General features: G+C 67.2%; 15 protein-coding genes. All 15 read right to left on the bottom strand.

From position 1 onward, the window contains the following. Positions 1-226 precede the first annotated feature (226 nt). Positions 227-1,003, bottom strand: a complete 777-nt coding sequence (fliR, locus tag BMY12_RS11685) for a flagellar biosynthetic protein FliR (RefSeq protein ID WP_093286217.1) — start codon at positions 1,001-1,003, stop codon at positions 227-229. 34 nt (positions 1,004-1,037) lie between these two features. Next, entirely contained in the window at positions 1,038-1,307 is a 270-nt protein-coding gene (fliQ, locus tag BMY12_RS11680; RefSeq protein ID WP_093286214.1) for a flagellar biosynthesis protein FliQ, read from the bottom strand. A 4-nt stretch (positions 1,308-1,311) separates the two neighbouring features. Continuing rightward, positions 1,312-2,061 (bottom strand): flagellar type III secretion system pore protein FliP, encoded by a 750-nt coding sequence (gene fliP / locus BMY12_RS11675; RefSeq protein WP_093286211.1) that lies wholly within the window; start codon positions 2,059-2,061, stop codon positions 1,312-1,314. Beyond that, a complete protein-coding gene (gene fliO / locus BMY12_RS11670; RefSeq protein WP_177188966.1) occupies positions 2,058-2,426 on the bottom strand; it encodes a flagellar biosynthetic protein FliO in 369 nt (122 codons plus the stop codon). Before fliO ends, fliP begins: the two co-directional genes overlap by 4 nt. 19 nt (positions 2,427-2,445) lie before the next feature. Continuing rightward, positions 2,446-2,784: a flagellar motor switch protein FliN gene (gene fliN, locus BMY12_RS11665; protein ID WP_093286205.1), complete on the bottom strand. Its 339-nt coding sequence runs from the start codon at positions 2,782-2,784 to the stop codon at positions 2,446-2,448. Next, on the bottom strand, positions 2,781-3,779 hold the full coding sequence (gene fliM / locus BMY12_RS11660; protein WP_093286202.1) for a flagellar motor switch protein FliM: 999 nt from the start codon (positions 3,777-3,779) through the stop codon (positions 2,781-2,783). The genes fliN and fliM overlap by 4 nt, the downstream gene beginning before the upstream one ends. Positions 3,780-3,782: 3 nt before the next feature. Beyond that, the gene (locus tag BMY12_RS11655; RefSeq protein WP_093286199.1) at positions 3,783-4,325 is read right to left on the bottom strand and encodes a flagellar basal body-associated FliL family protein; all 543 of its coding nucleotides are present in this window, start codon (positions 4,323-4,325) and stop codon (positions 3,783-3,785) included. Between the two features lie 176 nt (positions 4,326-4,501). Then, entirely contained in the window at positions 4,502-6,424 is a 1,923-nt protein-coding gene (locus BMY12_RS11650; protein ID WP_093286196.1) for a flagellar hook-length control protein FliK, read from the bottom strand. Further along, positions 6,421-6,855: a flagellar export protein FliJ gene (gene fliJ / locus BMY12_RS11645; RefSeq protein ID WP_093286193.1), complete on the bottom strand. Its 435-nt coding sequence runs from the start codon at positions 6,853-6,855 to the stop codon at positions 6,421-6,423. The genes BMY12_RS11650 and fliJ overlap by 4 nt, the downstream gene beginning before the upstream one ends. A 41-nt stretch (positions 6,856-6,896) precedes the next feature. Beyond that, the gene (gene fliI, locus BMY12_RS11640) at positions 6,897-8,252 is read right to left on the bottom strand and encodes a flagellar protein export ATPase FliI (RefSeq protein ID WP_093286190.1); all 1,356 of its coding nucleotides are present in this window, start codon (positions 8,250-8,252) and stop codon (positions 6,897-6,899) included. Beyond that, positions 8,249-8,860 (bottom strand): FliH/SctL family protein, encoded by a 612-nt coding sequence (locus BMY12_RS11635; RefSeq protein WP_093286187.1) that lies wholly within the window; start codon positions 8,858-8,860, stop codon positions 8,249-8,251. The genes fliI and BMY12_RS11635 overlap by 4 nt, the downstream gene beginning before the upstream one ends. Then, entirely contained in the window at positions 8,860-9,846 is a 987-nt protein-coding gene (fliG, locus tag BMY12_RS11630; protein ID WP_177188967.1) for a flagellar motor switch protein FliG, read from the bottom strand. The genes BMY12_RS11635 and fliG overlap by 1 nt, the downstream gene beginning before the upstream one ends. A gap of 41 nt (positions 9,847-9,887) precedes the next feature. After that, positions 9,888-11,618 (bottom strand): flagellar basal-body MS-ring/collar protein FliF, encoded by a 1,731-nt coding sequence (fliF, locus tag BMY12_RS11625; RefSeq protein WP_093286181.1) that lies wholly within the window; start codon positions 11,616-11,618, stop codon positions 9,888-9,890. A gap of 10 nt (positions 11,619-11,628) precedes the next feature. Then, the gene (gene fliE / locus BMY12_RS11620; protein ID WP_093286178.1) at positions 11,629-11,982 is read right to left on the bottom strand and encodes a flagellar hook-basal body complex protein FliE; all 354 of its coding nucleotides are present in this window, start codon (positions 11,980-11,982) and stop codon (positions 11,629-11,631) included. A gap of 83 nt (positions 11,983-12,065) precedes the next feature. After that, the gene (locus BMY12_RS11615; RefSeq protein ID WP_093286175.1) at positions 12,066-13,547 is read right to left on the bottom strand and encodes a sigma-54 dependent transcriptional regulator; all 1,482 of its coding nucleotides are present in this window, start codon (positions 13,545-13,547) and stop codon (positions 12,066-12,068) included. Between the last annotated feature and the right edge of the window lie 97 nt (positions 13,548-13,644).

The raw sequence follows: 13,644 nt of genomic DNA, 5'->3' as shown, positions 1-13,644 counted from the left end.
AGCGGGCGCCAGAGCCGGGGTGTGCTTTCTCTTGCTTACTTCTCTTTGCACAAGCAAAGAGAAGTAAGTCCGCCGCCGGAGGGCGGCGGAAGAAGCCAACAGATCGAGAACCACACGCAGCAAACAACAGCAAAGCCCGGCGCATTACGGCGCTCACGCGCCTAACCCGCCCTACGGTTTGAGCTGGGTTGGAGGCGCCAGACAGAGCCAAGGCCATCCACATTGTTCAGTGCCGCCGCAGAAGCTGCACGATCGTGACCCAGGCCTGGTCGAAGAGCTGCTGCACGCGCTCGCCATAACTGGGCAGCGCCAGCTGCAGGAGCAGCAGCACCGCCAGCAAGGTCAGCGGAAAACCCACTGCGAAAAGATTGAGTGAGGGCGCCGCGCGGCTGATCACGCCGAGCGCGAGGTTCAGCACCAGCAGGCCGAGCAGCACCGGCAGCGCCAGACCCAGGCCGTCGACGAACAGGCGGCTCGATGCGCGCAGGATGCCGCCCATCTCCTCCAGACCCAGGCCACTGTCGCCCACCGGCATCAGCGTGAAAGAACGCGCCAGATATTCGAACAACAGGAGATGTCCGCCCATGGCCAGAAACACCAGTGTGGAAAAAATTGTCAGCAACTGCGCCAGCACCGGCACAGTCACACCGCGCAAGGGATCCACCAGCTGCGCAAAACTCAGACCCGCCGTGGCCGACATCAGCTCGGCGGACAGGGTCACGGCCTCGAACACGAACTGCAGAATCACACCGATCAGCGCGCCGATCGCCAGCTGCTGAAACACCGCCATCCACCAGGCCGCCGACCACAGCGCGATGGCCGGCGCCGCCGGCAGCACCGGCGCGATGATCAGGCTCAGCAGCAGCGCCAGCAGCACGCGCGCACGCGCGCTGATCTGATGCGAGGAAAACACCGGCACCGTCATCAGCACCCCGCTGATGCGCAGGAACGGCCAGGCGTATTGCTGCAGCCAGCCCAGCAGTTGCGCATCGCTGAAGTGCATGAGCCGGCTCCGCCTCGATCCTGCCCGCCGCTGCTCAGTGCAGCAGCGTCGGAATGCTTTCCACCAGATGCCGCGTGTATTCGGTCATGGTGCGCAGCATCCAGGCGCCGGTGGTGAGCAGCACGCCGCCCACCGCCAGCAGTTTGGGAATGAAGCTCAGGGTCATTTCATTGATCTGCGTGGCGGCCTGGAACAGGCCCACGGTCACACCCACCGACAGCGCGGTGAGCAGCAGCGGCGAGACCAGCTGCAGGGTCAGCCACAGCGCATCCTGGCTCAGACTCAGTATGGTTTCAGGGGTCATGGCTTCACCCGGCGGCGTGGAAGCTGGCGGCGAGCATGCTGGTGACCAGCGCCCAGCCATCGACCAGCACGAACAGCATCAGCTTGAACGGCAGCGAGATCAGCATCGGCGAGAGCATCATCATGCCCATGCTCATCAGCACGCTGGACACCACCAGATCGATCACCACGAAAGGGATGAACAGCAGAAAGCCGATCTGAAACGCCGTGGTCAGCTCGGAAGTCATGAACGCGGCGGCCAGCACCGTGAGCGGCACCTCGTCCTGCGAGGCATAGGGACCGTGCCCGGCGATCTTGGCAAAGCTCAGCAGATCCGAATCACGGGTCTGCGCAAACATGAAGCTGCGCAGCGGCTTGACGCCGGCGGCGAAGGCCGGCTCGAAACTCATCTTGCCGTCGAGATAGGGCTTGGCGCCTTCGTTGTAAACGCGGTCCAGCACCGGGCTCATCACGAACAGCGACAGCAGCAGCGCCAGGCCGACCATGATCTGGTTGCTCGGCGTCTGGCCGGTGCCGAGAGCCTGCCGCAGCAGGCCGAACACCACCAGGATACGGGTGAAGGCGGTCATCGACAGCAGCAGCGCCGGCAGCACGCTGAGCACCGTCATCAGAATCAGCACTTCGACGTTGACGCTGTACTCGGTGCCGCCGCCCTTGCCCGGCGCCGCGCTCACCGCCGGCACGCCGGCCGCGAAGGCCTCGCCCAGCGGCAGCAGCACCAGCACCAGCACCAGCAGACGCACGATGTGCTTCATGATTTCTGCCCCAGCATTTCGCGCAGACGCTCGGCGAACGCGCCGGTGCCCGGCACCTGGGTTTCGGTCTCGACCGGCGCCAGCGGCGCATCGAGACGCTGCAGCAGATTCACGCTGCCGGCGGCCACGCCCAGCAGATACTGCTGCTCGCCCAGCTGCACCAGCACCACGCGCTCCTTGGGACCCACCGACAGCCCGCCGACCAGCTGCAGGCTGCCGCGCCGCAGGCCGCGCAGGTTCTGCACGCGACGGATGAGCCAGGCCAGCGCGAAGATCAGCGCGATCACCAGCAGCAGGCTGAAGAACATGCCGGCGATGCTGGCAGCGCCGCTGCCACCGACCGCCTGTGCCACGGGAGTGTTCATGCTCGCGTCCAGGCCCGCATCAGCGCAGCTTGCGGATGCGCTCGGCGGGGCTGACCACATCGGTCAGGCGGATGCCGAACTTCTCGTTGACCACCACCACTTCACCATGCGCCACCAGCGTGCCGTTGGCGTAGACGTCCAGCGGTTCGCCGGCGGTGCGCTCCAGCTCCACCACCGAGCCCTGATTGAGCTGCAGCAGATTGCGGATGGGCAGACGCGCGCGCCCCACTTCCATGGACAGCGTCACCGGCACATCGAGAATGACATCGAGATTGACCTCGCCCGTACCGGCCACCGGCTTGTCTTCCAGCGTCTGGAAACTGGCTTTCGTGGCTTCGTTCTGTGTGTTGTTGCTCATATGGATTCCCGAACACTGGCCGGCAGCTGCGGCCGGCGGATGACTTCATGGATGCGCAGGGCGTTGTGCCCGTTGGCGATGCCGAAGCTGCCGCGCATCAGCGGCATGCCTTCGACTTGCAGATCGATCTGACGCGGCAGCGTCACCGGCAGCACGTCGCCGGGCTTGAGCTGGGTGAGCTGACGCAGGCTGATGGTGGTGCGCACCAGCTCGGCACTGACATCCACCTCGGTGTCCTTGAGCTGCTCGCGCAGCGCCACGGCCCAGCGTTCATCCTTGTCGCCACGATCGGACTGGATGCCGGCATCGAGCAGATCGCGGATCGGCTCCAGCATCGAGTACGGGAACGTCACGTGCAGCTGACCGCCGCCGCCTTCCAGTTCGATCTTGAACTTGCAGGCCACCACGATCTCGGTGGGCGAGACGATGTTGGCGAAATGCGGATTGACCTCGGAGTTCACGTATTCGTAGTCCAGGCGCATCACCGGACTCCAGGCCTCCTGGAGATCGGCAAAGGCCTGGCGCAGCAGCAGCTGGATCACGCGCATCTCGGTGGGCGTGAATTCGCGGCCTTCGATCTTGGTGTAGATGCGGCCGTCGCCACCAAAGAAATTGTCCACCACCGTGAACACCAGACGCGGCTCCAGCACCACCAGCGCGGTGCCGCGCAGCGGCTTGACGCGCACCATGTTCAGGCTGGTGGGCACGAACAGCGAGTGCGTGTACTCCGAGAACTTCATGGTCTCGATGCCGACCACGGTGAGTTCCGGCGTGCGCCGCAGCATGTTGAACAGCGAGATGCGGTACAGACGCGCAAAGCGCTCGTTGACCATCTCCAGCGTCGGCATGCGACCGCGGATGATGCGGTCCTGCGTGGCGAAGTCGAAGTTGCGCGCCTCGCCGGGTGCCGGCGGCGGCGTGGTGTCGACGCGACCGGAATCGACGCCATGCAACAGCGCATCGATTTCGTCTTGCGAGAGCAGATCGGCGGCCATGGCTTACTGGATCACGAAGCTGGTGAAGTACACACCCTCGACCGTCGGCTTGCCGAGTTCCTCTTCGAGGATCTTCTGCACCGCCGCCAGCACCGCCACGCGCAGCTTTTCCTTGCCGTCCGGCGAGCTCAGCTCTTCGATCTTCTGCTGCGAGAACAGCATCAGCACATCGTTGCGGATGCGCGGCTCGGCGCCCTTGATCTCTTCGGCGCCCTTGGGATCGTGCGTGGACATCTGCACCGCCACCTGCAGGAAGCGGCTGGTGCCGTTGTCATCGATGTTGACCACGAACGGCGGCTCCATCGGCACGTAGATCGTCGGGCCCTTGTGTTCTTCCTCTTTCTTCTTGTCGCCCTCGTGACCAGCCTCGCCGGCCGGCGCCATTTCGCTGATCAGCTTCTTGGCGATGAAGAAACTCACGCCGCCGGCAGCGGCGGAGGCCACTACCGCCGAAATCAGGATCGGCAGCAGCAGACCCATGATGTTCTTCTTGGGCTTGGCGGCTGCGGCTTCGCCTTCAGCAGGTTCCTTTTCGGCTTTCGACATGTCGGTAACGCTCCCGGCTTGACTGGTTCTGGTGGCGCGCGCCCCAATGGCGACGCTTTGATGAGACAAGCGTGCCGAGCAAGTCGTGTTCCAGGGGTGTTCTTGCGCTAAGCGGTATAGCCCGGGCGACGGCGGCGGTTTTCCGGCAGCGCGACCGGAAAAATGCGCGACAAATTTCAGACGTAGGCGTCAACCAGACGGATACGGCCGATGCGGCGCACCGGCGTGCTCTCACCGCGCGCGCGGCTGGAGGCAAAGCCGCCACCGGCGCTGCTGCTGGCGCCGTCACGCTGACGTTCTTCGACGCGGGTGCGCATCAGCTGCAGACCCTGGCTGCCGAACAGCTCGCGCAGCTGCGGCATGGCCTGCTGCAGCAGGCTGCGGGTGGCGGGATTGTCGGCGCTGAATGCCACCTGCGCCTGATCGTTATGCACTTCGATATGCACCACCAGGCTGCCGAGTTCGGCCGGATGCAGCTCGATGCGCGCGCTGCTCACGCCGGCTTCGCTGAGCATCAGCACACGCTCGCCCAGCGCCTCGGGCAGATCGGCGTCCACCGGCACTGGCGTGCTCAGCGCGCTGCCGCTGGCGGGCGCATCGCTACCGCCGGTCGGCGCGCTGAGGTTGTGCGGATGCGGCGAGAGCAGCGTGGCCAGTGAAGGCGAAGCCGCGCCACTCTCGCTTGCCGAGTTGGCCGGCACATTCAGGGTGTCGCCGCTGCCCTGCGCGCGCGGCACGGCCTCGTTGTGCTGCGCCAGCGTCGGCGCGGGCGTTGCGGCGCTGTCCGCCGGGTTGCTGCCGGGCGTCAGCGTCAGACCGCTGGCCGGCGCGGGCGCGGCAGGCTCGGTCGAGGCGGCGGAATCCTCGCGGTCCCTGGCTGCAGGCCTGCCAGCCGGTTTGCCCGGGAGCTGGATGCGGTCGGCAGCAGTCGGGTCAGGGCTCACGCCCGGCTCCGCCGTCGGCGCGGCCTTGGGCGTTACCGCCGCCGCCATCACGGCGGCCGCCATCGGATTGTCGTTTGCCGGCGCAGCGCTGAGCGCCGGATCGGCGGCGGCGCCGGCATCGGGCGCCTCCTCGTCCGGCGTCGAAGGCTCGGCTTCGGCCTTGTCCTGCGTCGCTGGCGTGGCCACCGGCCGCGCCTCCACGGTCTTGGCAGCCTCGCCCGCCACGGCGCTGTCCGCCTTCGGCGCCGGTTTGCCGAGGCCTTGCCTGGCAGTGCCTGCCGCCTTGCTGTCCGTCGTGTTCGGGGGGCTCGCTGTTGCCGCATCGCCGCGCAGAACGGGCGCGGCGTCCGGCGGCGCGCTGCGTTCGCTGGCTGGCAGCGGCGGGCTTGCGGGCTCGGCCTCGTCGCCGGCGTCCGCAACAGCGGCGGCGTCCGGCGGCGTCGCAGCCTCCGGCAGCGGCGGCCTGGCCGCGCTGTCCTGGCGAGCGGCGGGGCTCGTCGTCGCGCTGGCAGTGTCGGGACTCTTGTCCGGGCTGGGGGCCGCAGCCTTGCTGATCGCTGCGGCGGCGGTTTTGGTTTCGGCTGCGCTCGCAAGCGCGCTTGCTGAAGTCGGGCTGGTTGCGACGGCAGCGGCATCGCTCGGCGCTTTTGCGGGCAGCGTCGCGGCCGGCTCACCGTCCGGTTGGGCGCCTGGCGTTGCGGAATCGTCGCGGATCAGCAGCCGGCGCAGCGCGGCGCTCGCCGGCAGCGGCGCCGGCGTGCTGCTGGTCGTGGTGGCCGCAGCGGCGCCGGGCACCGGCCCGCTCGCCGGCGTCGCCGCTGCATCCGGCAGCGCCACGTTTGCGGCGTTCTCGGGCTGCAGCCTGCGCAGGGCCAGCAACACCGGCGGCAGTCCCTCGCCTTGCGGCTGTGCCGCCGCATCCGGGCTCAGGGCCTCGGCATTGGCCGGCGACGCGGGATTGAGTGCCAGCGTCGTTTCAACCGTCAGCGCTTGCGGCTGCGCAGCGCCCGGCAGTGGGGCCGGCGCCTCGGTCGCCGGCGACTGCGTCGCCGCCAGACCCAGCAAGCCCGCGAATCCGTCGGACGCCGCGCCCTGCGCCGGCGCCGCCAGCGGCGCCGTGCCGGCCGCCGCGGCATTGGCCTGGATGGCGATCAAAAAAGTTGGTCCGGCTTGACGTGCATGCGCAGCGCCAGCTCATCGAGCTTGGCCTGCTCGCGACGGTCGGCCTGCTGGCGCTCCTGACGCTGATAGGAAGCGTGCAGCTGGGTCATGGTGGCCGAAGCGCGATACTGCTCGGCCCATTTGGCGCGCAGCTGCTCCACACCACGCCGCGCCGCTTCCACCTGCTGCTGCTGATAGCGCTCGGCATCACGCAGACGGTCGAGAAAAGCCAGGCGGTTGCGCAGCAGCGCCGGCGCCGCCACCTCGGTACCGGCCTCGTAGTCGCTGCGATAGCGGCTCAGCTCTTCCAGCTGCGCCTTGCGCTGCACCAGCAACTGCTGGGCGGCGCGCAGTTCCCGTGCCGCCTGCTCCTCGCGCTGTTCGGCGAGTTCCTGCAAGGGTTCGATGCGGGCGGAGGTCATCATGTAAGGCTCCAGGGCGTTCTATTGGGGGATGGGGTCTTGACTCAACCGAGCAGCTGTTCAAGCTGACGCGCGCTGTCCACGAAACTCGCGGCCTTGTGCGTGTCCTGCTTGAGGAATTCTTCGATGCGCGGCCACTTCTCCAGCGCCGCATCGACGATGGCGTCGGCGCCGCGCTGATAGGCGCCGATGTTGATCAGGTCGCGATTGCGCTGATAGGCGCTGAACAGGCGCTTGAGCGCGCGCGCCTTCTGCATGTGTTCCTCGCCGACGATGTCGTGCATCACGCGCGAGATCGAGGCTTCGATGTCCACCGCCGGATACAGGCCGGCGTCGGCGATGGCGCGCGAGAGCACGATGTGTCCGTCGAGAATGCCGCGCGCCGCATCGGCGATCGGGTCCTGCAGATCGTCGCCTTCGGTGAGCACGGTGTAGAAGGCGGTGATCGAGCCCTGGCCCGCGTAGCCATTGCCGGCGCGTTCCACCAGCGCCGGCAGGCGCGCGAACACCGAAGGCGGATAACCGCGCGTGGTGGGCGGCTCGCCGACGGCCAGGCCGATCTCGCGGCAGGCATGCGCAAAGCGCGTCAGCGAATCCATCAGCAGCAGCACGTGCTTGCCCTGATCGCGGTAGTGCTCGGCGATGGCAGTGGCGGTATAGGCCGCGCGCAGGCGCAGCAGCGGCGAACGGTCGGCCGGCGTGGCCACCACCACCGCACGGCGCCGGCCTTCGGCGCCCAGACTCTTGTCGAGAAACTCGCGCACTTCACGGCCGCGCTCGCCGATCAGGCCGACCACGATCACTTCGGCCTTGGTGAAGCGCGTCATCATGCCCAGCAGCGTGGACTTGCCCACGCCGGTGCCGGCGAACAGGCCCAGACGCTGGCCACGACCGACGGTGAGCAGAGCGTTGATCACGCGCACACCCACGTCCAGCGGCTTTTCCACCGGCTCGCGACGCAGGGGATTGAGCGGCGTGGCCTGCAGCGAGACTTCCTGATCGCCGCGCAGCGGACCTTCGCCGTCGATGGGATGACCTTCGGCGTCGAGCACCCGGCCCAGCACGCTTTCACCGATGTGGATGCTGCCGCTGCCGGCCAGCGGGCTGACGCGGGCGTGCGGCTTGAGACCACGCATCTCGCCGGTGGGCATCAGATAAGTGCGGTCGCCGGCAAAGCCGACCACTTCGGCAATCAGCGGCGCGTCCTCGCTTTCCACGCTGCAGCGCGCGCCGATCGGCAGGCGCAGGCCCACCGCTTCCAGGGTCAGGCCCACCACGCGCTGCAGATGGCCCTGCGGATTCAGATCCGGCAGCGCCGGCAGCTGGGCGCTGCGACGCAGCAGGCCCGCGCTCCAGCGCTGCGCAGCGCCGCGCTGCCAGCTGGCGGTGCTGGCGTTCATCGCCGGGCCTCGTGCAGACCCTGGCGCAGCTGTGTCACGCGCGCATCCAGGCGCGCGTCCACGTAAATGTTTTCGGTGTGCAGGCGGCAGTCGCCCGGTGCCAGCTGCGCATCCTCGTGCACGCGCAGGCGCTTGCATTCGGGCGGCGGCTGCAGTTGCGCGCGCACCAGCTCGGCATCCTGGGGGCTCACGTCCAGGCGCAGCTCGCGCAAGTCCTCGGGCAAGGCGCTCATGGCGCTGCGCAGCAGCTCCAGCACGCGCTCGGGCTTGAGTTCCAGCTCGGCGTCGAGAATGCGCCGCGCCACACCGCAGGCCAGATCGCTGAGCAGCTGTTCGACCTCGTCGTCGAGATGCTGCAGCGGCCGGCTCAGATGCTCCAGCAGGCCGCGCAGGCGCTGCGCCTGCTGCTGCACCAGCGCCTGTCCGGCGCGATAGCCATCGTCGTAACCGCGCTGATGACCTTCATCGTAGGCGGCGCGTTCGATGTCGTCGATCTGCTGCGCGGTCAGCGGCTCGCTGGGGCTGCCGAAGTCCGGCACCTGCCAGCGGCGCAGCTGCGCCTGCGGATCGGACAACAGTTCCACCTCGGGGCCGGCGGTGTCGTTCATCACACCATTTCCTCACCCTTGCCGCCCAGCACGATGGTGCCGGCCTCGGCCAGACGCCGCGCCACCACCAGCATTTCCTTCTGCGCGCCTTCCACTTCGGACAGCTTGGCCGGGCCGCGCGACTCCATGTCCTCGACCAGCATTTCGGCGGCACGCTTGGACATGTTCTTGAGGATCTTCTCGCGGATGCGCGGATCGGCGCCCTTGAGCGCCAGCGCCAGGGTGTCGGAAGAGACATCGCGCAACAGCGTCTGGATGCTGCGGTCGTCCACCTCGCCCAGATCGTCGAACACGAACATCAGGTCCTGGATCTTCTGCGAGAGTTCCTGATCGTTCTCGGCGATGCGGCCGATGATCGACTGCTCCTGCGAGGTCTCCATCAGGTTGAGGATGTTGGCCGCGACCTTGATGCCGCCGACGCTGGAGGATTTCAGATTGTTGCCGCCGGAGAACTGCTTCTCCATGATTTCGTCGAGTTCGCGCAGCGCCTGCGGCTGGATGCCGTCGAGCCGCGCGATGCGCATCAGCACATCGCTGCGCATGCGCTCGGGCAGCAGCGTCAGAATCTCGGAAGCCTGATCGGGGTCCAGATAGGCCAGCACGATGGCGACGATCTGCGGATGCTCGTTGCGCACCAGATCGGCGACTGCGCGGGTCTCCATCCACTTCAGCGCTTCCAGGCCCTTGCTGTTGCGGCCGAGCAGGATGCGGTCGATCAGACCGTTGGCCTTGTCATTGCCCAGCGCGCCGACCAGCACGCGCTTGACGTAGTCATCGGCACCGACGCCCAGCGAAGTCTGCGCGTCCAGTTCCATGACGAAGTTTTCCATCACGTTCTCGGCGCGCTCGCGGCTGACATTGGTCAGCGAAGCCATGGCCGCGCCCACTTTCTGCACGTCCTTGGCGTTCATGTGCTTGAGCACCTCGGCGGCTTCCGCCTCGCCCAGGGACATCAGCAGAATCGCGGCGCGCTCGGTGCCGGAAATCTGGTTGTTGGCGTTGCCGCCGTTGTTGCCTGCCGCTGCCATCAGCTGCCTTCCTGATTGACCCAGGTCTTGACCACCTGCGCGACGCGCTTGGGATCCTCACCCACGGCCTTGCGCGCCAGCTGGAGCTTCTGTTCGTAACCGCCCGCGGGCAGCGCTTCCGGCATGCCGCCGGCGCCGATGGCGGCGGGCATCTGCCCGCCTCCGGCCGTTGCGCCCGGCAGGGCCATGGCTTCGCCACCCTCGCCGCCTTCGCTCACGAACCTCACGCGCTGCAGCGGCGCATTGAGCAGCTGGCGCAGCGTCGGCCGCACGATCACCAGCAGCAGCACCAGCACCAGCAGCACGCCACCGACCTGTTGCGCGATCTCGCGCGTCTGCGGCTGTTTCCAGATCGGCAGTTCCTCGGGCGCGGCGATTTCGGTGGTGATGAAAGACGCGTTCTGCACCGACACGGTGTCGCCGCGATCACCGCTGAAGCCCACCGCTTCCTTGACCAGCGCCTCGACCTTGGCCAGCTCCTCGGCGGTCAGCGGCGTCGGCACCATTTCCGGCGCGGCCGCTTCGGCCTTGCCCTTGTCCTTGTCCTTGGCATCCGCCGGCGCGGCGGCCTTGGGACGCGGCAGGTTGTCCAGCAGCACCGCCACCGACAGGCGCCGCAGCCGGCCCACCGGCTGACGCGTGTGGCTCAAGGTGCGATCCATCTCGAAGGTGCGCGATTCCTGCTTGCTCTGCGACTGGATGTCGTCGGTGCTGGCCTGCGCCTGCTGGGCCGCCTGGGGGTTCTGCGCGTTCTTGGCGTTGGTCAGCGCCTGCGCGGGCTGATTGGCCGGCGGCTGATTGCTGGTGGCGCCCGGCACGCCGCCCTGGCTCTTGCCGCTGGCGCTGCGCGTGACGTCTTCGGAAATCTGTTCGCTGCGGACTTTCTGCGGCTCGGCGCCGTACTGCTCGCGCGCCTCTTCCACTTCGGAGAAGTCCATGTCGGCGGTGACCTGCGCATTGACGCGGCCACTGCCCATCATCGGCGCCAGCAGCTGCTCGATGCGCCGCACGTAGTCGGCTTCGATGCGGCGCGTGTGCTCGAACTGCTCGGCGCTGCGCGCCACCGGGCTGTCGGGATCGGTATCGCTGAGCAGATGACCCAGCTGGTCGATCACCGTCACCGAGGCCGGCTGCAGGCCGGGCACGCTGGAGGCGACCAGGTGCACGATCGAGGCCACCTGATCACGATCCAGGCTGCGACCGGAATACAGCTCGACGAACACCGAGGCGCTGGGCGCATCTTCCTTGCGGGCGAATGCCGAGGGCTTGGGAATCGCCAGATGCACACGCGCGCCGCGCACCGGCTGCAGATTGCCGATGGTGCGCGCCAGCTCGGTTTCCAGCGCGTGCTGATAGCGCGCGTTCTCGATGAACTGGCTGGTGCCGAAGCTCTGCTGCTCCTGAATCAGCTCGAAGCCCTGGCTGGCATCGTGCGGCAGGCCTTGCGAGGCGAGCTTCAGGCGTGCGTCATAGACGCGCGATTGCGGCACCACCAGCGCACCGTTGTCGATGCGATACGGAATGCCGGCGGCGCGCAGATTGTCGGCGGCCTCGCCGGCATCCTTGTCCGAAAGATTGTTGAACAGCGGCGTATAGGCCGCGTCCTTGGACCAGCTCCACAGCCACAGACCGCCGGCCACCGCCACGGCTATGGCGGCCAGACCGAACAGCTGGCGCAGGGCCGGGATGTCCTTGAGATGCTTGATGGTTGCGAGTTGGGAGCTGGCCATGAGCGCGTGCTTACAACGGCATGTTCATGATGTCCTGATAGGCGGCCACCAGACGGTTGCGCACCTCGGTCATCGCTTTGAATTCCACCTGCGCCTTGGCGGTGGCGAGCATCACACTGGACAACTCCACGTTCTGATCACCCAGCGCGAAGGACTTCTGCAGACGCGTCGCATCCTGCTGCGCACCGTTGACATCGCTGATCGCGCTCTTCAGCGCCGACGCGAAGCTGCTGCCGCCGAGCGCGCTGGCCGAGGGCGCGGCGGCGCTGGCGGCTGGCGCCGCCGAACGCGCGCCAGCAGCCGCCGCCTGCGCCTGCAGGGTGCGGATCTGTGCGAGTACTTGGCTGACGTTGATGTCGTTCATGGTTTGCTTGTGGAGCCGGTTTGCTGACGTCGGTGCAAGTCCTGTTCCCGTGCCGGCGCGTCAAAGCGCCGACACGGCGACGATCAGAACGTGGTCGGTTCCAGCTCCAGACCACCGGCTTCGCGTGTCAGCCCGTACTTGCGCAGCTTCTCCACCAGCGTGGTGCGCCGCGTGTTGAGCAGCTTGGCGGCATGCGCCACCACACCACCGGCCTGTTGCAGCGCCTGACGGATCAGCGACAGCTCGATGGCCTCGATGTGATCCTTCAGGCTCAGACCTTCCGGCGGCAGTTCCGACAGCGCCTGCGCCGGCAGCATCGGTGAGGCGAAACGCAGTGGCTCATTGAGTTCCACGCGTGGCGCCGGCGGCGTCAGCGGTTCCACCGGCTGCACGCTCGGCGCGCTGCCGCTTTCACTCAGACCGCTGCGATAACGCGGCGGCAGATTCGCGGCATCCACCAGCTTGCCGGGATGCAGCACCGCCAGGCGTTCGATCAGATTCGCCAGCTCGCGGACATTGCCCGGCCAGTGATACTGGCGCAGCGTATGCACCGCGTCCGGCGCCAGACGCATGCCGCGCTGACCATGGCGCTCCTGCATCTGGATCAGATCGTCGATCAGCATCGGCAGATCCTCGGTGCGTTCGCGCAGCGGCGGCATCTCGATGGGAAACACATTGAGGCGGTAATACAGATCCTCGCGGAAGGCGTTCTTGATGATGGCCTCCTCGAGATTGCGATGCGTGGCGGCGACGATGCGCACATTGCACTGCGTGCTGCGCGTGGCGCCGACGCGCTCGAAGCTGCGCTCCTGCAGCACGCGCAGGATCTTCACCTGCATCGGCAGCGGCATGTCGCCGATCTCGTCGAGAAACAGCGTGCCGCCGTCGGCCAGTTCGAAGCGGCCGCGCCGCGCGGTGATCGCGCCGGTGAACGCGCCCTTCTCATGACCGAACAGCTCGCTCTCCAGAAGCTCCGCCGGAATGGCGCCGCAGTTCACCGCCACGAAAGGCTGATCGCGACGCGGCGAGCGCGCATGAATGGCGCGTGCCACCACTTCCTTGCCGGTACCGGACTCGCCGGTGATCAGCACCGTGGTGTCGAAGCCGGCGACCTGTTCGATCAGTGCGCGCACGCGGCGCACCGCTGAGGAATTGCCGGTGGGGCCTTGCGCGGCGGCGCGCGGCGTATGCGCCATTTCACGCAACAGCGAGGCGCGCTTGAGCAGCTCCGAAAGCGCGGCGTAACGCACCGGCGTTTCCAGCGTCAGGCAGGCGCTCTCGTCCAGTCCGAAGCGTTCCATGGCCAGCGCGTGATAAGGCTGCAGTACCAGCAGCGGCGGGTGCAGGCGATCACGCTTGAGCCAGTCGACGAAGCGCATGATGCTGTCGCCTTCGGTCTTGCCGATGATCACCGCAAGAAAATCCTGGGGGCGCTGGCCTTCGAGCGAAAGCTGTGCGGCGTCTTCCACCAGCACGGCACGATGCTCGATGAATTCGAGAATGGCGCGCAGGCTTTCCGCACGCTGTGTATCCAGATCAATGACCAGCACGCGACTGTCCGACATGAGCAATCCCCTTTAGCGTGAATCCGTCACCGCTTTGACGATTCTGCGATTCACTATGCCGGCGCTTTGACACTGCAGACGATTGCGACCGATGGCA

It is taken from the genome of Solimonas aquatica, from assembly GCF_900111015.1.
In the GTDB taxonomy this organism is placed as follows: domain Bacteria; phylum Pseudomonadota; class Gammaproteobacteria; order Nevskiales; family Nevskiaceae; genus Solimonas; species Solimonas aquatica.
The sequence above is the reverse complement of the archived record's forward strand: the minus strand, read 5'-3'. Positions and strand labels throughout refer to the sequence as shown.

Coding starts and splice junctions, on each gene's coding strand:
- fliM (WP_093286202.1), bottom strand. CDS start 3,779: ATGGCCGCCGATCTGCTCTCGCAAGACGAAATCGATGCGCTGTTGCAT.
- fliE (WP_093286178.1), bottom strand. CDS start 11,982: ATGAACGACATCAACGTCAGCCAAGTACTCGCACAGATCCGCACCCTG.
- fliO (WP_177188966.1), bottom strand. CDS start 2,426: ATGAACACTCCCGTGGCACAGGCGGTCGGTGGCAGCGGCGCTGCCAGC.
- fliI (WP_093286190.1), bottom strand. CDS start 8,252: ATGAACGCCAGCACCGCCAGCTGGCAGCGCGGCGCTGCGCAGCGCTGG.
- fliN (WP_093286205.1), bottom strand. CDS start 2,784: ATGAGCAACAACACACAGAACGAAGCCACGAAAGCCAGTTTCCAGACG.
- BMY12_RS11615 (WP_093286175.1), bottom strand. CDS start 13,547: ATGTCGGACAGTCGCGTGCTGGTCATTGATCTGGATACACAGCGTGCG.
- fliQ (WP_093286214.1), bottom strand. CDS start 1,307: ATGACCCCTGAAACCATACTGAGTCTGAGCCAGGATGCGCTGTGGCTG.
- fliJ (WP_093286193.1), bottom strand. CDS start 6,855: ATGATGACCTCCGCCCGCATCGAACCCTTGCAGGAACTCGCCGAACAG.
- BMY12_RS11655 (WP_093286199.1), bottom strand. CDS start 4,325: ATGTCGAAAGCCGAAAAGGAACCTGCTGAAGGCGAAGCCGCAGCCGCC.
- fliF (WP_093286181.1), bottom strand. CDS start 11,618: ATGGCCAGCTCCCAACTCGCAACCATCAAGCATCTCAAGGACATCCCG.
- fliP (WP_093286211.1), bottom strand. CDS start 2,061: ATGAAGCACATCGTGCGTCTGCTGGTGCTGGTGCTGGTGCTGCTGCCG.
- fliR (WP_093286217.1), bottom strand. CDS start 1,003: ATGCACTTCAGCGATGCGCAACTGCTGGGCTGGCTGCAGCAATACGCC.
- BMY12_RS11635 (WP_093286187.1), bottom strand. CDS start 8,860: ATGAACGACACCGCCGGCCCCGAGGTGGAACTGTTGTCCGATCCGCAG.